Genomic DNA, 20,546 nt, shown 5'->3' with positions numbered 1-20,546 from the left:
CGGGCTCTGATCAGCCCGCGCGGCGCCTGAGCGTTTCAAGCTGCCGATGCGTCAGCATCCTGGCAGCTTGTAATTAATGCCGCGCAGGCACCGCGTCCGACTGGCGGCGGATCAGCTGATAATCCAGCTTCACCCGGCCCAGCGTTTCTTCGCCGGCGCCTTCGTCCTGGCTGCTGAAATGCGCGCCCAGCAGGCCGATCGCCTCGCGCGCCATGTCGCGGATCGGCTGGCGGATCGTCGTCAGCGCCGGCCAGATCGCGCTCGCCAGCGGGGTGTCGTCGAAACCGCAGATGGTGATGTCGCCCGGCACGTTGATCCGCCGCTGATGTGCCACCGTGATCGCCGCTGCCGCCATATCGTCATTGCAGGCGAAGATGGCGCTCGGCGGCGTGTCGAGGCTCAGCAACTGCTCGGCGGCATCCAGCCCGGATCGGTAGGAAAAGTCGCCCGGCACGATCCAGCGCTCGTCCAGCTTTATGCCCCGGTCGGCCAGGCAGTCGCGAAAGCCCTGCAGGCGCCGGGCGCTGGCACGGTGCCGGATATTGCCGGAGATGAAGCCGATCTGCCGATGGCCGAGGTCGATGAGGTGCCGGGTCAGGTCATAGGCGGCATGGCGGTCGTCGGTCCCCACCGCCAGCATGCCGGGCACATCGCCATCGGGCGCGATGCCGACCACGGCGATGTCACGCGCCTGCAACGCCTCGACCAGTTCGGCCCAGTCGCACAGCGGCGGCGGCAGGATGACGCCGGCGACATGCGCCTTCGACACCTGATCGACGATCTCCTTGGCAAAGGCGCCGGGCGCGCATTGCTCGACCACCAGATGCAGATGGCGCTGCGGCGCCTCGCCCAGCGCACCGAGCAGTAATTCGCCCAGATAGGCCGATGTCGTCGAATTGCTGTGCAGCAAGGCCACCCGCCGGTCGGCACTGCCCACCAGCGCGCGCGCCGACGCATTGGGCACATAGCCCAGATCCTTGACCGCCTGCTCGACCGCCTGTTGCGACTTGGCGCTGACCAGCGCCTTGCCGTTGATCGCGCGCGACGCGGTCATCATCGACACGCCGGCGCGGGCGGCGACTTCGCGGATCGTGGGCGGCTTCTTCTTCGCGGCTTTCTGCATCGTCCATCTTCCTAGCCACTTTTACGGGCAAGGAAAATCGCGGCGATCAGGGCTTTAGTCGTATATGCGCCGGTGCATCGCGATCGACGCTGACGATCCCGTCCTTCTCGGTCAGTTCGGCGATCTGCAGCACCGACCGCCGCTTCCAGTCGGGATCGGCCTTGGCCTCATCCTCGCCCTCCTGATGGACGAAATAGAGGATATAGGCGCGGTCGCCCGACACGATGATGTCGGGATGCTGGCCCTTGGCCCGGTCGGTCGGTGCCTTGCCCGGCGTCGCGAGGATATAGTCCGGCTGGCGCGTCCAGTGCGTCCCGTCGTCGGATCGCATCACCAGCAGCCCCTTCCACGCGTCGGAGATCAGCCAGTATCGGCCTTTCCAGCGAAACGCCTTGGGGCCTTCGCCCGGCGTGTCGGTCAGCCGGTCCTTGACGCTCCAGTGGATAAGGTCGCTGCTGTCGGCGGTGCGGATCGCCTTGTTCATCCGCTCGTCGTTGAAGAACAGCCGATAGCCCCCGCCCGGTAACGCCAAAACACTGGCGTCGATCACCCGGTCGGAGCCAAGGTCGAGCCGCTCGCCACAGGTCCAGCTTTTGAGGTCCGGGCTGGTCAGATGGACGATGAAGCGCGGCGCATTCCAGTCGCGATAGACGCCCGGCACCACCGTCAGCCACATATGCCACTGGCCTTCCAGCCATTGCACTTCGGGCGCCCACAGCGTCTCGCCGGTGCAACTGGTCGGGATCGTCGCGGTGCCGCTATAGCGCCACCTGGCGCCATCCTTCGACCGCGCCGTGCCGATCGCCGTGCCATGGACCCAGCGGACATCCTTGGCATCCTCTTGTGGAAGGTCGGCGCGGCGATTGGTGTAGAACATCACCCATTCGCCGCTCTTGCGGTCATAGACGGTCGACGCATCGGCCGCGCCATCATGCACCGGGTCGCGCAGCAGCGGCTTGGGTGCCACCGGCCCGCTCGCGGCGGCCGCCATCAACAGCAGCGATGCGATCATCTGAACAGCCTCAGGTCGAACGCATCGGCCATGACGCGGAAGCCTTCATCATTGGGGTGCAGCGCGTCGCCGACATCATAGGGCTTGGCCATGCGCGACGGATCGGCCGGGTCGGCCACCGTCTTGGCAAGGTCGACGAAGCCGTCGGCCTCCTTGGTCGTGCGGATCCAGTCATTGACGGCGACACGCACCGCATCGCCCTCCGCGCTCCAATAGCCTGCGCCCTTATAGGGCAGGATGGTCGCCAAAATGACCTTGATATTGCGGTCATGCGCCCGCGCGATCATCTGGCGATAGGCGCCGATCACGGTCTGCGGCGTCAGCATCGGGCGCTTGTCGCGCGCGGCCCCGCCCAGATCATTCACCCCTTCCAGAATGACGACATGGGTGACGCCCGGCACCGCCAGCACATCGCTGTCGAACCGCGCCAGCGCATTATAGCCGTCCGCCTCGCTCAGCAGCCGGTTGGCGCTGATCCCGGCATTGGCAACGCCGACGCTCTTGCGCCCGGCTTTCTGCAGCCGCTCGGCCAGCAGATCGGGCCAGCGCCGGTTGCTGTCGGGGGTGGCGCGCACGCCATCGGTGATGGAATCGCCCAGCGTCACGATCGCCGTGCCGCGCTTGGCATTGTCGACCTCGACCGCCGAAATCACCACGCGCGGCCCGATGACGGCCGGGCTGGTCAGCGTCTGTGCCCCGGTCTGGTCGCCCGGCGCGGTCCAGGTCGTCGCCGCCGAATAGCTGTGCACGGTCGCATCCGCTGCGCCCTGCGGCAGATGGATGGAAATGCTGATCCGGGTCAGCGGCTTGACCGCCAGGTCAATGGGATCGCTCAGCAGCGGCGCGCGTGCGGGGATGGTCGCGCCCTGCGCCTGGTTGAAGGTCACGACATGGTCGCTGCCCGGCACGATCGCGCCATTCTCGCCGGCCAGCGCGACATGTACGCTGCCCACCAGCAGCGGATTGACCGACATCTCGTTCGACAGGCGGATGCGGATGCGCTGCCCGCCGTTCGACAGGCGCACGACCTGGCGGACGGTGCGGTCGTTGAGGTCGGGATGTTTCTCGAGCGGGGCGCGGTTGACCAAAGGCGCTGCCATCCAGCTGCGCGACCAATATTGGGCCTGCGCCGGCGTTGCGGCGACCATCGCCAGCAGCGCCGCACCCAACAGCATCCTCTTGCCCATGTCCCTCTCCCTTATTGCCGGCCCGGCCCTTATTGCGCGACCGGGTTGCGGCCCCACAGCTGGTCATAGCGCCAGCCCGACAGATCCTCGACCACCTCGGCGGCGACCGGCGATGTCGGCGTGCGCGCACCGCTGCGCAGATGCTCGATCTCGCGCATCAATATGTCGTGCGTCGCCGGGCTCAGGCGGAATTTGGTCGACACCCAGATGCCCAGCCCCAGGCAGCCGACCGTGCCCACGCCCAGCAGCAGCGCCATGGTCAGGATCGCGCCGTGGCTCTGTTCCTGCGCGCCGGAGACGAAGCCGCCGGCCTGCATGATGAAGCCCACGCCCGCGACGGCGGCCGCCTGCGTCGCCTTGCGCACGAAGGTCATGACCCCGGCGAAGCTGCCCTCGCGGCGCTGGCCGGTCACGATCTCGTCGACATCGGCCATATAATTATAGGTCGCCCAGGGAATATAGTTGAGTGCGCCGCGCCCCAGGCCGCACAGGATGATCGGCAGCCAGATCCACGGGCTGGTCGCCGCCACGCCCGCAAACCACAGGCCGATCAGCGTCAGGCACCCGATCGCGAAGTCGACGGCCGCAACCTGATAGGCCTTGGCCGGCGACGCCCGCAGCGCCAGGTTGATGGCGATGATCACCGCCACGAACTGGACGATATACATGGTGCCCAGCAGGCCCGATGCGATCGCCGTCGATCCGGCCAGTGCGAAGATCACGAAGAAGGTGAAGGCCGCGTTGAAGATGTCCTGGCTGATATAGCCACCCAGATACATGCCCAGATGCAGGCGGAAGGCGCGGATGCGCATGGTCGAAAAGAGGTTGCGATAGAGCGCCTTCAATGCCTGTCCCGGTCCGCCGGCCGTGACGGGATGCTGGCCGATCGCCTCGGCCGATCCGGGCAGATGTCGTTCCCAGCTGAACAGGTAGAGCAGCCCGGCCGTCACCATGAACAGCACGGCAAAGATGATGCCCATGTAGAAGAAGGTGTCGGCGCTGTCGCGACCCAGCGCGTTGATCAGCCACAGCGGCAGGAAGCCGGCCAGGATCGCCGATGCCTGGCCGAACAGGATGCGCGACCCGGCGAACTTCGCCTTGGTGCGATAGTCGGTCGACATTTCCGCGGCCAGGGTCTCGAACGGAATGATCTCCATCGCATAGACCAGCTCGAACAGCACATAGCTGACCAGATAATACCAGAAGCCCTGACCCGGCAGCCACATCAATGCAAAGCTCGGCAGCAGCGGGATTGCGGCCAGGATGAAGAAACGGCGCCGCCCGAACTTGCGGCCCAGCCAGGTGCCGCCGAAATGGTCGGAAATATAGCCGATCATCGGCGAGGCGAAGGCGTCCAGGATGCGCGCGACGGCAAAGATGGTCGCCGCCTGCCCGGCGCTAAGGCCGCAGAATTGCGTGTAGAAGATCAGCACCCAGCCGGAAATGACCGCCATCGATCCCGCGCCCAGCACGTCGTTGGAGCCATAGGCGAGGTAATTTTGCAGGCGGACGGGACGCGCGGTGGATGGGGCAGTCTCGGGCAATTCAGGTCCTCCGCCTAGGGCAATGATCGGCGCTTGGGCTCTTGTTCTGACGCGCGCGGGCATATGAGATATATGCCACATAGTGAACGGCTATCACACGATATGAGACTAATGCAAGCCGTCCTCGGCCTTTTCTGCGGTCGCCGGCACGAAGCGGATCGCCTCGATCAGCACGCCCGGATCGGCGCGCTCCAGCGTCACGACATGCCGTCCGCCGCTTAGTCGTTGCGTTAACGTCATGGTCGCCCGATTGTCCAGCACCCCCATCGCCCAGTCGCGACTGCCGGTTTCGCGCCGGCTCTCCAGAACCTGTGCCACGCCGTCGATGCCAATGGTCAGGTGCAGCGCCTCGCCATCCCGGTCGGCATAGGTGGGCAATATATCCACAAGCGTGGTCCATTCGCCCGGTGGCAGGTCGATCGTCGCGCGGCTTGCGCCGGCCTTCCCGCTTGGTGCCAGCATCGCGCCATGACGACCCAGCCCCTCTACGCGCGTCCATCCGGCGAATCGGTCCGGCGTCAGCAGCGGCAGGGCAGGGGCTGCCGGCTGAGTCTTTGCCGGCCCGGCCGGCGGCGCCAGCGCATCGACCGGCGGCAGGATCACCGGCGTCTGACGATAGCTGCGCCATTGCCCGTCCGCAGGTTCGACCGCCATGATTCCGCGCCATTTTCCGCCCGCCAGCGTGCGGTTATAATAGGCCGTCAGCCTGTCAATTTCGCTGTCCGCTTCATGCGCGATCTTGCCGCGCCGCGTCGCCTCGGCCAGGTCGCTGTCGCGCAGCCGGTCATGCGCCTCCGCTGCGAAGAAGCGCCGGTTGGCCGCTGCCGATGCCCGCACCGGATAGGCCAGCAATTCATAGAAAGCGTCGCGCCGCTCGGCCGCGATCGCCGGCTCCACTTTTGCCAGCGCCGCTTCCATCGCGGCAAATTCGGCCAGTCGCGCATCCGCCTCGGCGATGCTGAGCGGACTTTGCCGATACTTATCCACAGGCAGATTCCACTGCAGATGCTCGGGCCGCCGGGCGAAATTCAGCCGGTGATAATCACGCAATATCCCGGCAACAGCGGGCGCCTGCGCGGCATCGACATTCTCCGCCGCCCAGTCTTCCACAAACTTATCCACAGGCTTTGCCCGCACTTTATCCACAGACCAGGCGAGGCTCAGAAAATAGTCGGTGGCCAGCTCCGCGGGCTTCAAATCGCCGACATTGGCGACCCAGACCTGGCGTGCGCCGGAATCCCAGGCGCGGCCCATCTCCGCGCCGATCAGCGCCGGCGGGGTTGTGGATAACCATAGGTAGGAGAGCGGCGCGCCCAGATAGGAGAGATGATAATAGACGCCCGACCCGCCCTTGCGTGCCCGCTCGGCGGCATCGGGGAAGTGGCGGATATAGCCGAAATTATCGTCCGGCCACATCAGCGTCACATCGTCCGGCACCTTGAGGCCCGCACGATAGACGTCCAGCACTTCCTTGTACGGGGTGAAGACCTGCGGCGCCTCCGCCGCGCCGGCGCTGGCCAGCATTGCCCGCTGGTCGGCAAAGATGCGCTCCAGCGTGGCGCGTCGTTCCTCGACCGTCTTCGGCCCGACCATGCCGCTGTCATGGATGCCACGCATCCCCAGCGTCCAGATGCTCTCATAGCGGGCATTGCTGCGCACCCGCGCATCCCAGTAGCGCCGCACCCCGTCAGGGTTCTGGAGATAATCGAAATCCTCGGCCGGCGCGGTCCATTCGCCGACATTGTTGCGCAGCATCGGTTCGGCATGGCTCGACCCCATGATGATGGCATAGCGGTCGGCCAGCGCCGCATTGGCCGGGTCGGCATTGAAGGGCGTCGTCACCTTGTGCATCGCCGGCCACAGCAGATTGGCCTTCAGCCGCAGCAGCAGCTCGAACAGCTGTGCATAAGTTTTCGGCCCCAGCGGCTTCTCGCTCGGCGCATGATTGCCCGCCGCCCAGGGCACCAGCCCCCAATCCTCGTCATTCAGGAAAATGCCGCGATATTTGACCGATGGCGGCCCGAACCGCCGGGCATCCTTCGCCACATAGAGCGCATCGCGATGCAGCGGCGTCACATCGGCCCACCAGTGCCAGGGCGACACGCCGATCGCGCGCGACAATTCATAGGCGCCATAGGCGGTGCCGCGCCGGTCGCTGCCGATGATCAGCAGCGCGCGCGCCACGCCGGGCGCCGGCCGCTCGACCGGCAGGATCAGGAAACTCTCCCACGCCCCCTTCAGCTTCGCGACATCGATCCGCTTGTCCGCCACCAGCCGGTCGATCGCTTGATTATGGCCCAGCGTGCCGATCCAGACCTGCGCAGCACCGCCCTCGGCTGCGCCGGTGACCCGGCCAATATCCTGCTTCAGATCATCGGCGGCGATCCGCACCACGGCGTCGTCGGCCGGATCGGTGACGATCCGCGCCGCCTGCCCCTGCGCCACCAGCGGAAAATCCCCCCGCTGCGCCACCGACCGCACCCAGTCCGCCGCCTGCGCCGGCGTCGCGCCGAGCAGCAGCAGCGCCAGCCACCAGCGCATCAGAAACGCACCATGCCGACCGTGTCGATCCGCCGGTCCGACAGGTCGCGGATCGCGCTGCTGCGAAAGCCGGTCACATGCTCCAGCCGGAAGGCGCCCGCGCCGCTCGGCATCTTCAGATAGGATCCGTCAAATCCCTCGACATGTTTCAGCCAGAAGGCCGGCCGCGCCTCGGCGGCGCGGGTGCGGACCTCGACATGGCTCAGGTCCACGTTGCGGGCATTGCGGATGAAGAAGCCGCTCGCCGGCAACGGCCCGAACCGGTCGGGATCGGGATAATCCTCGTCCTTCGCCGGTGGATCGATCGCCGCCATCGCCGCATCGCCGCCGCCCGGCTGGTCGATGAAGATGTTGCTGATCTGGACGTCCTCGACCGGATGGCCGGCCACGCCCGCGATGATCGATGGCAGCATCGATCCGCTCTGGCAGGTGATATTGTCGATCAGCACCCGCCGCATCGACCCCACCGCCGCGCCGGCCGGCCCGCGCATCCGCCGGCCCAGCCGCAGAAACAGGGCCGGGCTGTGACAGCCGCGCATGGCGATATTGCTGATCGTCACATCCTCCATCACCGCGCCGTCCACCGTTTCCAGCGCCAGCCCCCAGCATTGGTCGAACACGCAATTGCTGATCGTGATATTCTTGAACCCGCCATTGCTTTCGGTGCCGCACTTGATCCGGCCCAGCAGCCAGGTGTCGCGATTGCGCGCCAGTGGCCGGAACGTCCCGTCCAGCAGCGTGCCGACGACATAGGAGCCGCTGACATGGCAATTGGTGATGGTCACATTCTCGGTCGCGCGGGGATAGCCCAGCGCATAGCTGGACTTGGGCACGATCGCGTCGTCATAGGGGGTGTTGAGCGTGCAGTTGCTGACCCGCACATTGCGGCAGCAGTCGATGTCGAACCCGTCGCGGTTGGTGTCGACGGTCAGGTTGTCGATCAGCAGATTGTCGACACCGGTGGCCAGCAACGCGAAATGCCCGCCCTCCAGGATCGAAAAGTCCCGCAGCGCGACATTGCGGCAATTCTTGAGCGCGATCGCCTTGTTGCCGACGCCGGGCAGTTCGGCGGCCGGTCGGTCCTTGTCGGGATGGCCCCGGCTCAGCCCCTTGCCCCAGATCAGCCCATCGCCGCAGATCGCGATATCATGCAGCCCCTCGCCATGGATCAGGCTGTTGCGCCAGTGATTATGGCCATAATCCTGATAGGGGGCGATCGCCGGGTCCTGCGGCTCGGCCGCATCATAGCCGCCATTGGCGAGGCCAGTCAGCGGCACCGATGCCGCCAGCAGGGTGGCGCCCCGGTCCAGCCACAGGGTGATATTGCTCTTCAGGTGTATGGTATAGCTGGCATAGCTGCCGGGCGGGACATAGACGGTCCCGCCGCCGCGCTGCGCGGCAAAGGCGATCGCCCGGTCGATCGCCGGGCTGTCGATATGGCGGCCATCGCCCTTCGCGCCGAAATCGCGGACATTGACGATGCCCTGCGGCAGGGCGCGGCCGAAGGCGGGCAGTGCCGCCAGCATGGATATGCCGGCGGCACCTTTCAGCAGGAAACGGCGATCGATCGGTCCTTCCATTTACCCCTCGATCCCCGTTTCCCGTGACTCAGATATAGGTGCGCAGGAACTCGCCGAGCGCACACATGGCCAGGCTCTGGCCATAGGGCATGGAGGTGAGCGCGATGTCCTTGTAGAACTGCATCGTGTCGCCCATCGCCGTGCCGAAGCTCACCTGCTGCAGCTCGCCGGTCTCGTCGATATTGGCGAGCACGCCGCGCACCGCCTTGATGCCGACCGCTTCATAGTGGCGGGGCAGATAGCCCTTCCGCACGGCCTTCAGGATGCCATAGGCAAAGCCGGCGGTGGCCGATGCTTCCAGATAGCTGGTCGGATCGACGATCAGTGTGTGCCACAGGCCGGTCTCGGCGTCCTGCGTCTCGGCCAGGGTCTTCACTTGTGCTGCAAGGGTATCGATCAGGAAGGTGCGGAAGAAATCGCCTTCCTTCAGGTCGAGAATCTCGATGATCTCGGGGATGGCGATCGTCACCCAGCAATTGCCGCGCGCCCACAGCGCTTCGGCGAAATTGTGGCGACCGTTGAAGTCCCAGCCATGGAACCACAGGCCGGTCTTCGTATCATAGAGATATTTGATATGGACCAGGAACTGGCGCTTGGCTTCCTCGACATAGGCCGGGCGATTGAGCAGCAGTCCGATCTTGGCCAGCGGCAGCACCGACATCATCAGCGTGTCGTCCCACATCTCGCCGGGATTCACGTCATTATAGACGATGTGCTGGAACCCGCCTTCCTCGGTCTTGGGCAGGCCGTCGGCCGCCATCAGCCATTCGGCCCAGACGTCCAGATAGGGGATGTAGCGCGGGTCGGGCTCATATTCATACAGATAGGCCAGCGTGATGAACGGGGCCATCGTGTTGATATTCTTGGTCGGCGTGCCTTCGGCAAAGCGATCCTCGAACCACTGCTTGATGATGCCCAGCGCCTTCTGGTCGCCGGTCTGCTCGAAATAGCGCCACATGCCGAACAGGCCGACGCCATGGGTCCATTCCCATCCGGCCCAGCCCTTGGTGTCGATGATGCGGCCATCTTCCAGATGGAGCAGGAATTCGCCTGTCTCGTCCTTGATATTGACGAGATTGTCCATCAGCCGGTCGATGGATTCGACGACCTGCTGGCGCGGTACATCATGGGTGAGAGCGGCCACTTACTTGGTCTCCTTGAGGTCTGAAGGTGCGTTTGGCGCGGTCACCATCTGCACCGGCAGACCGCCTTTCACATTGCGTAGGGTGACGAGGCGCACGGCTTCGAGCGCATCGCCCGGCTGACCGTCGGACGTGACGGCCAGCGCGACATGGTTCTGGCCCCTGTGGTTCAGGATGCCTTCGGGAATGGGGAAGGTCCGCTGCGGCCCGACATGGGCGATGAACTGCCCCATGTTCCAGCCGTTGACGAAGACCAGCACACGGTAACGGACCGGCGAACGCGGCTTGCTGGCGTCGCCGAAGCTGAGGGCAATGGTCGCATCCTGCCCCTTGGGGACGTTCAGGGCAAAGCTGGTGCGATACCAGCTCGTCCCGGCCGCAGCCTGGGCCGCGGGCACGCTGGCCTTGGCCCAGCCGGCATCGTTGAAGCCGGGCAGGTGCCAGCCCATCCGCTCGCCATAGAGGCCGCCATTGTTTGCCGGACCACGGGCGACATCGGGCAGATCCTCGCCACCCTGCTTGCCCTGGATCTTCCAGTTGATCGGCACCGCGAAGCTGCGTCCGCTCGGGCCGCCCTCCAGCGATGCGGAGATCAGGCCGCGCGCTTCCTTGTGGAAATCGTCGCTGTCCAGGTCCCAATTATGGCCATTGTTGCGGACCATGACGGAGATGACATGCTCGCCTGCCGCCTGCGCCTCCGCCGGCAGGGCGAAGCGCGCCGTGCCGGTGGTGATCGGCCGGGGCAGGCCGCCAGGCGTCTCGCCTTCGCCGATAAACTTGCCGTCGACCCAGGCCTGCACCAGTCCCGAACCGCCCGCGCCATAATAAAGCGACAGCGCCTTGGCATCGGCCGACCCGGTGAAGCGGCCGCGATACCAGACATCGCCATCATGGAAACCATAGGCGTCCATCAGCATATTGGGCTGGCCGTCGGGCTTGGCGGTGGTGCTGGCATAGGACCGGTTGTCGATCGTCTGCCAACCGCTGTCGTCGAAACCGGGCTGCGCCTCGGGCGACCCCTGCGCCATGCGCCAGTCGGTCAGCGCCGGCAGCGCAACATCGGTCGGGCCGGCGAGCGGCTGGACCGCGGCGATGCTGCCGATGGCTGTCGCCTTCGTCGTCACCTTCGCGCCGTTCCAGCTGACCGTGCGGACCGCCCTGGGCGCCCAGATTTCGAGCGGGTTGGCTGCAGCCGTATCGCCGGTCAGCGCCAGCGCACCGCCCTTGGCAACGCCGCTGCGTACCAGCGCCGGTCCGCGCACCAACATGTCCTTCTCGCGCCAGTAGCGCGCGCCCTCGGCCTCGTCGGCCAGGATCAGGGTCAGCGGCGGACGCCCGCCACCCTCGATCCGCAGCACGGCGCGGCCCTGATGGCTGTAATCCAGCTTCAGGTCGCCCTTGGCGGCATCGAACGCGCTGCGCGCCTGGCCTTCGAGCACCGTCACCTTGGGCGCGGATGCGTAGCGCAGCACGGTCTCGCCCGGCTCGCCGGCGCGGCCATAGAGCAGGATCAGGTCGTTGCCGTCGATCTGTTGCGCCGACTGGAGTTCGGAACTGGAATAGACCAGCCGTTGCCCGCCCAGCGTCACGCCCGCGACCAGCCATTTGGCATCGAAGCCGTTGAGCTGCATCGGCACGGTATAGCGGCCATCGGGCAGGTCGGCTGTGAAGCTGAAGCTGTCGCTGGTCTGCCCGTTGGACGGCTTGTGCGTCACCATCAGGAAGCGCGCGCCCGTCTCCGGGCTCTTGTTGTGATAGACCTGGATATTGGGCGAGCTGATCTCCGGCGTGCCGGCCGGGATCATGCCGGCCATGTCGGGGACCGAGGCGATCAGGCCGCCCAGCTGCTTCATCTCCAGCGCCTTTTCGCGCACCTCGCGCGGCTCGGAAATGGCGGAGCCATAATCATAGCTGCTGAACACCACCGGCGCGGGCAGCCAGCCCCAGCTCGTGCCGCCATAGCCCATGTAGAAGCTCTGGATGCCGATGCCATTGGCCAAGTTCGTGCCATAGAAGACGCGCTGGAAGCGCTTGCCACGCTGGATCGCGTTGCACTCATAACCGCCGTTGGACCCCCAATAGTCGAACCAGCCGCCGCCGAATTCGGCCAGGAAACCGGGCGTGTCGGGCGAAGCGGACGCGCCGCCCTTGGCCCCGCCAGGACCATAATATCCCCAGTCGGGCGCGGCCGACCCGCGCGTCGGCTTGCCGTCCACGGTGCAGGTCCCGCCGGGATAGCCGTCGAACGCATACATGTCGTTGGGGCCATGGACGACCTTGTCCACCTTGCTGCTTTCCGGCGCCCAGTAACCGTTGCGGCCCTGGTCATTGTGGAACAGCGGCACGGTGATGCCGTCGGCCCGCGCCTTGGCATAGAGATGGTCCATGTAGCGCCGCTGGGCCGGCGTGGTCATTGCCAGCTCATTTTCGATCTGGTGCAGGATCACGCCATATTTGCGGCTGGGATCATTGTTGATCTGGTGCTTGGCGATGATCGCGTTGACCTTTGTCAGCCATTCGTCGGCCGCCGCCATATAATCGGGATCGTCGGTGCGGGCGCGGGCGCGCTGGTTGACCAGCCAGCCGGGAAAGCCGCCGCGCGACAGTTCCGCATTCACATAGGGGCCGGCGCGGGTGATGACGTAGAGGCCTTCCTCCTCCGCCATCGTCAGCAGCCGGTCGATGTCGCGGATACCACTAAAGTCGTACACGCCCTTTTTCGGGCTGTGGAATCCCCAGTCGAAATAGACGGCGACGCTGTTGAAGCCGCTGGCCTTCATCTTCTGCAGGATGTCGCGCCACAGGTCGGGCGAGGGCAGGCGGAAATGGTGGAATTCCGACGACCAGATCACCATCCGCTTGCCGTCGATCATCAGCGATCGCGCGTCATAGGAGACGCGGCCGAAGGTCTTGACCGGCGCGGAGAGGTTGGCAGTCGGTTTGGCCTGCTGCGCCAGGACGGGCGTGGCCAGCATGGTGCCAAGGGCGAGGGCGGCGATGAAGCTACGCATGGATGTCAGCCTGTTCCTGCACTCAATCCATGTGGAACAGCAGCGACAGCGGCCATTCCTTGGGCTGGTTGCTCGGCTGCACTTCCATCAGCGGTGCCATATAGTCCCACCAGCGCTTCATCACCGGATGGTCGGGCAGGCTGTCGCGATCATTGTCCTCGCTCAGCTTCAGCACCGCGAACAGGCTCAGCGTCTCTTCGTCCAGGAAGATCGAATAGTCGTAGATACCCGATTCGGTCAGCAGTGCCGACAGTTCCGGCCAGATCTCGTCGTGACGCTTGCGATATTCCGCGACCACGCCGGGCTTGAGCTGCATCTTGAAGGCGTGGACGGACATCGGCTCTCCCCTGTGAACCATATTATGGAACTCGAAACCTATATTTGGGTAACATCGTCCCATATGTTCGTCAAATGCTAAGAATGGGTGGGACGATGTCTGTTTCAGCGCGCCAGGATCGGGCTGTTGCGGATCGTCAGGGCTGCCACATCGTCGAACAGCGCCGGTGGGCGCGCATCGGGCGTCGCCGTCTCGGCCGTAAAGCGCTCGATCGTCAGCCGCTCGGCGTGGCGCGCCCATAGCGCCCAACTGGGCAGCACGCCGAACATGCTGGGTTCGGGATAGGCGTCGGCCAGTTCGGCCGGTCTGCGCGTCGCATCCTGCGCGGTGCCGCCGCCCTGATAGGCCAGATGCACGTCGCGCAGCGTCACGTCGCGCACCGGATGGCCCGGCAGGCCGGCAATGCTCGCAGCAAATCTGTGATCGATCCCGCGCGCATCCACCTCGCTGATCTCCACCCCGTTGATCGCGCCGATGCCGGTGCCGTCCGGTCCGCGCCGCCGGTCGCCGATGCGCAGGAAGATCGGCGCGGTCGTCACCTCGCGCATTGTCAGCCGCCGCGCGACGATATTCTCCATCACACCGCCGTCGACGGTTTCCAGCGCCAGCCCGCGGCAGCGGGTGAAGCGGCAATCCTCGATCCGGATATTGCGATATCCGCCATTGCTCTCGGTGCCGAGCTTGATCCGGCCGGTGACCCGGTCCTGATCGGGCGCGATCTGCTGCGTGGTGCGTTTCGTGCCGTCCAGCATCGATCCCATGTCATAGCCGGACACGTCGCAGTCGCGGATCAGGATATTCTCCGATGCGATCGCCCGGCCCAGCGCATAGCTGCTCTTGACGACGATGCCGTCGTCATTGGGCGAATTGACCCGGCAGCGTTCCACCACCACGTCGCGCACGCAGTCGAGGTCGATGCCGTCGCGCTCGGTATCGATCGCCAGATTGTCGATACGCAATTGCTGGGTGTCGGTCGCGATGATCGCGAAATGTCCGCCTTTCAGGATCGAAAAGCCGCTGAGGTGAATGTTGCGGCCGTTCTTCAGCGCGATCGCCTTGTTGCCAAGGCCGTTCATCCTGGCGGCATCGGGTTCCAGCTCGGCAATCTGCGCGTCGCTCATCCCGCGCATCGACAGCGGCCTTTCGCCCGCCTGCTTCTTCCAGCGCGCGCCCGGCCCGTCGCGGGTCAGGCCCAGGCCATGGATCATGCCGGGGCCAAGAATCGCGACCTCGACCAGATCCTCGCCCCAGATCAGGCTGTTGTGCCAATGGCTATGGCCGAAATCCTGGTAGAGCTGGTCGATGCCCGTCTCGGGCAAATCATAGCGCCCGGCATGGCGCGCCGGATCGGCCGCCTCGATCACCGCGCCTTCGCCGATGACCAGGGTGACATGGCTCTTCAACCGGATCGAAAAGCAGAGATAGTGGCCGCGCGGCAGCAGCACCGTGCCGCCACCCGCCCGCGACGCGGCCAGGATCGTGGCATTGATCGCATCGCTGTCGATCGCCATACCGTCGCCCCGTGCGCCATGATCGCGCACGTCGAAACGCCGCGCCGCATGACCGGCAAAGGGGAAGGCGGTGCCGGGCGCCAGCAGCGCGCCGGCGGCCAGGCCCAGGCTCATCTCGCGTCGGCTCATCGTCAGCATCGCTCAGTTACCCGCCGGACGCACATCGCTATGCGCGCGGCTCGGCACGATCGCCACCTGCGCCGCACTCGGCGGCTGGGCGGGTACGAAGGGCGCGGCGACGATATGGGGCGCCAGTTCGGGGATCTGCGTCCTGATCCGCTCGGCCACCGCGCTCGCCAGCAGCCAGGCGCCATAATTATTATGATGGGTCTTGTCCTTGCCGCCATCGTTGAAGGCGGTGGGCGCGACCTGAGGCCCCAGCGCTTCATAAATGGCGCGGCTGTCGGCATTGAGGTCGATCAGCGGCACCCGTTCCTCGGCCGCCAGCTTGCGCACCGCATCGGCATAGCTGCCTAGCGTATCCTTGATGTGGCCGCTTTCGTCGAAATTGCGCCGCTCGGGCGACGTCACCAGCGCCGCATGGGCACCGCGCCGCCGTGCCTCGGCAATATAGGCGCGCAGATAGGCGGGGTAGGTGGTGGCCGCATCGGCATAGGTTTGCGGCCATTCCTGCTTCTGGTCATTATGGCCAAACTGGATGAACAGCCAGTCGCCCGGCTTCACCGCCGACAGCAGCTTGTCGAAACGCAGGTCGGTGAGGAAGGATTTGAGCGTCGCGCCCGACTTGGCATGGTTGGCGACCGCAACCGTGCCGTCCAGCATCACGGGGAGCATCTGGCCCCAACTCGCCGCCGGCTCGGCCGCCTGGTCTGTCACGGTCGAATCGCCCGCCAGGAAGATGGTCGGCGCGCTCACCGGTTCGATCGTTACCGAAGCGACCTGCGGCTTGCCCAGAAATTCCAGCGTCAGCCGGTCGTCCCACGTATATTCGCGCGCATCGCCCGAAGTGATCCGCACCATTGTCCCGCCCGGCGCATTGGCGGGCGGCGGCGGCAGGGCAGGGCTGCGGACATTGACCAGAAATTGGCGCTGGATGAACTCCCCCTTTTTCGTGGCAACGTTGCGCAGCATCAGCCGCCGGGCTTCGGCCTTGACCGTGGTGTCGCCAGCCGCCTTGCGATCGCCCAGCTTCAGCGTCACCCGATAGGTGCCGTCGGGCACCGCCACCGAAAACAGGAAATCGCCGTCCGTGCTGCCCGGCTCCATGCCATGGCCGCCGGCCTGATAGGGCGTCTGCCGTGTGGCACTGCCCGACGACAGGTCGAAGGATTGCGGCGCGGCGATGGAGGATCCTGCCATCAGGATCAGGGCAAGGCTGGTGCTGAGCGGCATGACGCAAACATCCTGAGCGAGACAAATAGGGGAGCACGCCAAGACGCGCTCCCCCAAGAAAACCGCCCGTGCAGAGGCGGAAGCAGGAATCCGGTCGCGATCACGATGGGATCGGTCTCATAAATTGATAGTATGATCCATATATAGGGAAAAAATCCCGGTCAATCCCTCCCTGCATTCAATGCGATCAGCGTCAGGGCGATCCGCATAGTGGGACTTGCGGTCATATTATGATTTTTATGGAAATGTCGTGAAATATAATATAGTGTGACACGAAATTTCACATAGTGGGAATGCTGGCGAGGGCCGGCACATTGGGGAGGAAGTCATGATCGAGCATTACAGCCGTATTGCGTCCGCGCGCCGTTCGTCGGTGATCGCGTTGGCCGTCGCCATGATGGCGGGCGCGCCGGCCTTTGCGCAGGACCAGGCGCCGCAGGCACAGCCTGACCCGGAAAATGCCGACATCGTCGTCACCGGCTTCCGGGCCTCGCTCAACAGCGCGCTCAGCATGAAGCGGCGGGAAGCCGCCGCGATCGACTCGATCGTCGCCGAAGATATCGGCAAGTTCCCCGACTCCAACCTCGCCGAATCGATGCAGCGCGTGCCGGGCATCGCGCTCCAGCGCGGCGACGGCGGCGAAGGCCGCAACATCTCGGTCCGCGGCCTTGGCCCGGCCTTCACCCGCACCCGCATCAACGGCATGGAAGGCACGTCGCAGACCGGTTCGTCGGACATTTACGGGGCCGGCAACAATGGCCGCAGCTTCGACTTCAACGTCTTCCCGACCGAAATCTTCTCGGCCCTGTCGGTGCGCAAGACCCCCTCGGCCGATGTCGAGGAAGGCTCGCTCGGCGCGACGGTCGATCTGAGCGCGCCCAAGCCGATGGAGCAGAAGGAGGATTTCGTCCTCTCGATGACCGCGCGCGGCGTCTATAACGAACTGTCGAAGGAGGTTGACCCGCGTGCCTCGCTGCTGGTGTCGAAGAAGTTCGGCGACAGCGGCTTCGGCATCCTCGGTTCGATCGCCTATCAGAAGCGGCACATCCGCGAAGTCGGCTATTCGGCCGTGGACATCCTGTCGGCCAATACCAATGGCGGTTTCTGCTCGCCGGTCGGCTTCGCGCCGCAGAATCCGGCCGACAATGCGGCCAAGGGCGCCGATGCGCTCAATTGCTCGACCGGCAATCCGCGCACCAGCACCAGCGCCGCCTATCAGGCCATCTATGATCTGCGTCGCGACGACCTGCCCAACACGCCGGGCAGCGGCGCCTTCCTGCCGCGCATTCCGCGCTACCTCAATTCGGAACAGAATCAGGAACGGATCGGCGGGTCGCTGACCCTGCAATTCAATCCCGACGACGACACCGATATCTCGCTCGACATGCTCTATTCGCGGTTCGAGGTGACCCGGCGCGACAATTATATCGCCGCCATCTCCTTCGCCCGCTCGGCCGCCAATAACGGTCAGCCGATGACCTCCGTGCGCGATATCGCGTTCGACGAGAATGGCTCGCTGGTCCAGGGCGTGTTCGACGGCGTCGATGTCCGTTCCGAAGGGCTGGTCGACCATTTCGTCTCGACCTTCAAGCAGGCCAACCTCAACTTCCGCCGTCGCCTCAACGACAGCCTGGAACTGAGTGGCATCGTCGGCTTCAACCGCTCGATCTGGGACGGCAAGAAGCGTCTTCAGACCTTCATGGACGCCATCGATACCGACGGCTTCACGATCGACTATAGCAAGGGCGGCACCACGCCGACCCTGGGCTTCGGCATCGACGTCAATGATCCCGGCAGCTTCAACTATGCACCGGGCCGTTCCGACGGGACCGTGTTGGGCGGCTTCAGCTATCAGGGCAAGCCGTCGAAGAACACGACCGACAACATGACCGCCGACATCAACCTCAAATGGACGGTCAGCGACGCCTTCTCGATCAAGGGCGGTGCGCAATATCGGCGCAGCAATTTCCTCTCGACCTTCCTGCGACCCTATAATGCCGATACCGTAGTGCGGGCGCTGCCGGCCGGCACGACGCTGGCGGATATCACCACCACCATCAGCGGCGTCGACAAGCTGTGGGGCCATGGCGCGCCGTCCAGCTGGGCGGCGATCGATCCCGACAAATGGGCCGACACTTTCGGCTTCGACGATGTCCGCTATTGCGGCGTCGAATGTGGCGGCGGCCGCAGCCGCGTGCGCGAAGAAGTCATGAGCAGCTATCTCATGGCCAATTTCGACCTGCGCGATGCGATCGGCTTCGGCGTTCGCGGCGATGTAGGCGTCCGTTACGTCAAGACCGATATGCTGTCGTCGGGCTATGTCGCTGTGGCCCAGGCCAGCTCGCCGACGGGTCTGACCGGCCAGTTCGCGGCGGCGACCAACAGCTATGACGACTGGTTGCCCTCGGCCAACATCGTGGTCGAGCCGGTCGAAAATGTTCTGGTCCGCTTCTCCGGCGCGAAGGTCATGGCTCGCCCGGAACTCGGCCTGCTGACCCCTACCAGCGGCGTCAATCCGGTGACCCGCGTCGGCAACGTCAACAATCCGTTCCTTGACCCGATCCGGGCCAACACTTTCGACGTCGCCGTCGAATGGTATTTCCGCCCCGGTTCGCTGCTCTCGGCCGCCTTCTTCTACAAGGACATCAAGAGCTTCATCCAGAATGTGAACAGCCAGATTCCGTTCAACCAGCTCGGTCTGCCCAATGCGCTGCTGGAAAACAGCAATACCTCGCCGGATGAGCTGTTCACCGTGTCGCAGCCTTTCAACACACCGGGCGGCAAGCTCAAGGGTATCGAGCTGAACGCTCAGATTCCCTTCACCTTCCTCGACGGCTTCTTCAGCAATTTCGGCGTGCTGGCCAACTACACCCGTGTCACGTCGAAGATCGACTATATCCTCGCCAGCGTGAATGGCGTGCCGACCGTGACGACCACGGCGGATCTCGTCGGCCTGTCGCCCAACACCGCGTCGGGCACGCTCTATTATGAGGACGAAAAGTTCAGCATCCGCACCACCGGCAATTTCCGCGACAAGTTCATCCGCGGCATTCCCGCCTCGCCCGGCAGCGACCTTCAGGGCAATGCCAAGACCTTCTACATGGATGCGTCGGCCAGCTATAATGTCACCGATCGCCTGAAGATCATCGTCGAGGCGCAGAATCTGACCGACGAGCAGAACCGCCTCTATATCGACAGCCAGCGTCAGGACACGCTTTTCGAAACCCGCATCGGTCGCACCTTCACCTTCGGCGTGACCTACCGGATGTAATTTTCCAGTCCTCCCCAACCTTGGAGCCTGATCGTCTGAGGTGGCAGCGCTTCGCGCTTTCACCGAAGGCGTGAATCAGGCTCCATTTTTATCTGGCGGGCGCGGTTACCATTGGTAACCGCGCCTGTTTTCTGGTTTGGGACGAAAGGAAATTCAGCGCTGGCCGCTGAAGCCCACGGCGGCGCTGATCTGTTCGGCCGATTTCATCACCTGCTCGGCCAGCGCCGGGCGGACATCGTCGGTCAGATAATGGGCCGCGCTCGCGATCGAGATGGCGACGCAGATCTGCCCTTTGGCATCGCGCACCGGCACTGCGATCGACCGCACGCCATCGCCCAGTTCGCTGTCGTGCAGCACTTCGCCGCGCGCCTTGTGGACCCGCATCTCGGCAATATAGGCGTCGATCTGCTTGCGGCTCGGCTCGCCACCCTTGGCCTCGACATAGAGCCGTTCCCAGGTCGCTTCTTCCTCGTCCAACAGCAGCGCCTTGCCCAGGCCGGTCTCGGCCACCGGGCGGCGATCGCCGGGCGCGGTCGCGACGCGCAGCCGCTGGCTGCCGGTCACCCGGTCCAGATGGCGCGACCAGTCGCCCTCGCGCTTGCCGACGAAAACGCAGAAACCGGTCTTTTCCGACAGCAATTCCATGAACGGGCGGGCCACGCGGACATAGTCGATCTGCTCGGTGGCGAGCACGCCCAGCTGCAACAGCTTGGGGCCGAGCGCAAAGCCGTTGCGCGTCACGGCCAGATAGTCGCGCGATTTCAGCGCCTGCACCAGCCGGTGCGCGGTGGTCTTGCTCATGCCCAGCTTACGGGCCAGATCCGCAGCGCGGATCGGCCCGTCGATCACCTCATCCATGATGTCGAGCGCGCGCATCAGCGTCTGCGTGCCCTTTACGCCCTGTTCCTGCTTCTCTTCGCCAATTTGCATATAT

Annotated in this window: 13 protein-coding genes; 1 reads left to right on the top strand and 12 read right to left on the bottom strand. The window is 64.9% G+C overall.

Features of this window, described 5'->3' with window-relative positions:
• Nucleotides 1–73: 73 nt before the first annotated feature.
• From GGQ90_RS23285 to GGQ90_RS23235, 11 genes are all read right to left on the bottom strand, one after another.
• Nucleotides 74–1,123 (bottom strand): LacI family DNA-binding transcriptional regulator, encoded by a 1,050-nt coding sequence (locus GGQ90_RS23285; RefSeq protein ID WP_188084114.1) that lies wholly within the window; start codon nt 1,121–1,123, stop codon nt 74–76.
• Between the two features lie 46 nt (nt 1,124–1,169).
• Nucleotides 1,170–2,135, bottom strand: a complete 966-nt coding sequence (locus GGQ90_RS23280; protein ID WP_188084113.1) for a glycoside hydrolase family protein — start codon at nt 2,133–2,135, stop codon at nt 1,170–1,172.
• Nucleotides 2,132–3,322, bottom strand: a complete 1,191-nt coding sequence (locus GGQ90_RS23275; protein ID WP_188084112.1) for an SGNH/GDSL hydrolase family protein — start codon at nt 3,320–3,322, stop codon at nt 2,132–2,134. Before GGQ90_RS23275 ends, GGQ90_RS23280 begins: the two co-directional genes overlap by 4 nt.
• A gap of 29 nt (nt 3,323–3,351) precedes the next feature.
• Nucleotides 3,352–4,866: an MFS transporter gene (locus tag GGQ90_RS23270; RefSeq protein ID WP_188084111.1), complete on the bottom strand. Its 1,515-nt coding sequence runs from the start codon at nt 4,864–4,866 to the stop codon at nt 3,352–3,354.
• A 108-nt stretch (nt 4,867–4,974) separates the two neighbouring features.
• Complete coding sequence (locus GGQ90_RS23265) at nt 4,975–7,407, bottom strand: glycosyl hydrolase 115 family protein (protein ID WP_188084110.1); 2,433 nt, start codon at nt 7,405–7,407, stop codon at nt 4,975–4,977.
• Nucleotides 7,407–8,987: a rhamnogalacturonidase gene (locus tag GGQ90_RS23260; RefSeq protein WP_188084109.1), complete on the bottom strand. Its 1,581-nt coding sequence runs from the start codon at nt 8,985–8,987 to the stop codon at nt 7,407–7,409. The genes GGQ90_RS23265 and GGQ90_RS23260 overlap by 1 nt, the downstream gene beginning before the upstream one ends.
• Before the next feature lie 28 nt (nt 8,988–9,015).
• Nucleotides 9,016–10,131 carry a beta-galactosidase BglB gene (gene bglB, locus GGQ90_RS23255; RefSeq protein WP_188084108.1) on the bottom strand — a complete coding sequence of 372 codons (1,116 nt, stop codon included), beginning with the start codon at nt 10,129–10,131 and terminating at the stop codon, nt 9,016–9,018.
• Entirely contained in the window at nt 10,132–13,140 is a 3,009-nt protein-coding gene (locus GGQ90_RS23250) for a glycoside hydrolase family 35 protein (RefSeq protein WP_188084107.1), read from the bottom strand. It lies immediately after the preceding gene.
• 22 nt (nt 13,141–13,162) lie between these two features.
• A complete protein-coding gene (locus tag GGQ90_RS23245) occupies nt 13,163–13,477 on the bottom strand; it encodes an L-rhamnose mutarotase (RefSeq protein WP_188084106.1) in 315 nt (104 codons plus the stop codon).
• A gap of 104 nt (nt 13,478–13,581) precedes the next feature.
• Nucleotides 13,582–15,126, bottom strand: a complete 1,545-nt coding sequence (locus GGQ90_RS23240; RefSeq protein WP_246428397.1) for a rhamnogalacturonidase — start codon at nt 15,124–15,126, stop codon at nt 13,582–13,584.
• A gap of 3 nt (nt 15,127–15,129) precedes the next feature.
• A complete protein-coding gene (locus GGQ90_RS23235) occupies nt 15,130–16,341 on the bottom strand; it encodes a rhamnogalacturonan acetylesterase (RefSeq protein WP_188084105.1) in 1,212 nt (403 codons plus the stop codon).
• 328 nt (nt 16,342–16,669) lie between these two features.
• On the opposite strand from GGQ90_RS23235, the gene GGQ90_RS23230 reads away from it, so the two are divergent.
• Nucleotides 16,670–19,612 (top strand): TonB-dependent receptor, encoded by a 2,943-nt coding sequence (locus tag GGQ90_RS23230; RefSeq protein WP_188084104.1) that lies wholly within the window; start codon nt 16,670–16,672, stop codon nt 19,610–19,612.
• 153 nt (nt 19,613–19,765) lie between these two features.
• On the opposite strand, the gene GGQ90_RS23225 is transcribed toward GGQ90_RS23230, so the two are convergent.
• A complete protein-coding gene (locus tag GGQ90_RS23225) occupies nt 19,766–20,542 on the bottom strand; it encodes an IclR family transcriptional regulator (RefSeq protein ID WP_188084103.1) in 777 nt (258 codons plus the stop codon).
• Nucleotides 20,543–20,546: the final 4 nt, after the last annotated feature.

It is taken from the genome of Sphingobium scionense, assembly GCF_014197035.1.
Lineage (GTDB): Bacteria > Pseudomonadota > Alphaproteobacteria > Sphingomonadales > Sphingomonadaceae > Sphingobium > Sphingobium scionense.
The sequence above is the reverse complement of the archived record's forward strand: the minus strand, read 5'-3'. Positions and strand labels throughout refer to the sequence as shown.

Excerpts from the sequence above, each read along its gene's own strand:
- GGQ90_RS23285 (WP_188084114.1), bottom strand. The coding sequence starts at position 1,123 with ATGCAGAAAGCCGCGAAGAAGAAGCCGCCCACGATCCGCGAAGTCGCC.
- GGQ90_RS23280 (WP_188084113.1), bottom strand. The coding sequence starts at position 2,135 with ATGATCGCATCGCTGCTGTTGATGGCGGCCGCCGCGAGCGGGCCGGTG.
- GGQ90_RS23275 (WP_188084112.1), bottom strand. The coding sequence starts at position 3,322 with ATGGGCAAGAGGATGCTGTTGGGTGCGGCGCTGCTGGCGATGGTCGCC.
- GGQ90_RS23265 (WP_188084110.1), bottom strand. The coding sequence starts at position 7,407 with ATGCGCTGGTGGCTGGCGCTGCTGCTGCTCGGCGCGACGCCGGCGCAG.
- GGQ90_RS23260 (WP_188084109.1), bottom strand. The coding sequence starts at position 8,987 with ATGGAAGGACCGATCGATCGCCGTTTCCTGCTGAAAGGTGCCGCCGGC.
- GGQ90_RS23250 (WP_188084107.1), bottom strand. The coding sequence starts at position 13,140 with ATGCGTAGCTTCATCGCCGCCCTCGCCCTTGGCACCATGCTGGCCACG.
- GGQ90_RS23245 (WP_188084106.1), bottom strand. The coding sequence starts at position 13,477 with ATGTCCGTCCACGCCTTCAAGATGCAGCTCAAGCCCGGCGTGGTCGCG.
- GGQ90_RS23240 (WP_246428397.1), bottom strand. The coding sequence starts at position 15,126 with ATGCTGACGATGAGCCGACGCGAGATGAGCCTGGGCCTGGCCGCCGGC.
- GGQ90_RS23235 (WP_188084105.1), bottom strand. The coding sequence starts at position 16,341 with ATGCCGCTCAGCACCAGCCTTGCCCTGATCCTGATGGCAGGATCCTCC.
- GGQ90_RS23230 (WP_188084104.1), top strand. The coding sequence starts at position 16,670 with ATGATCGAGCATTACAGCCGTATTGCGTCCGCGCGCCGTTCGTCGGTG.
- GGQ90_RS23225 (WP_188084103.1), bottom strand. The coding sequence starts at position 20,542 with ATGCAAATTGGCGAAGAGAAGCAGGAACAGGGCGTAAAGGGCACGCAG.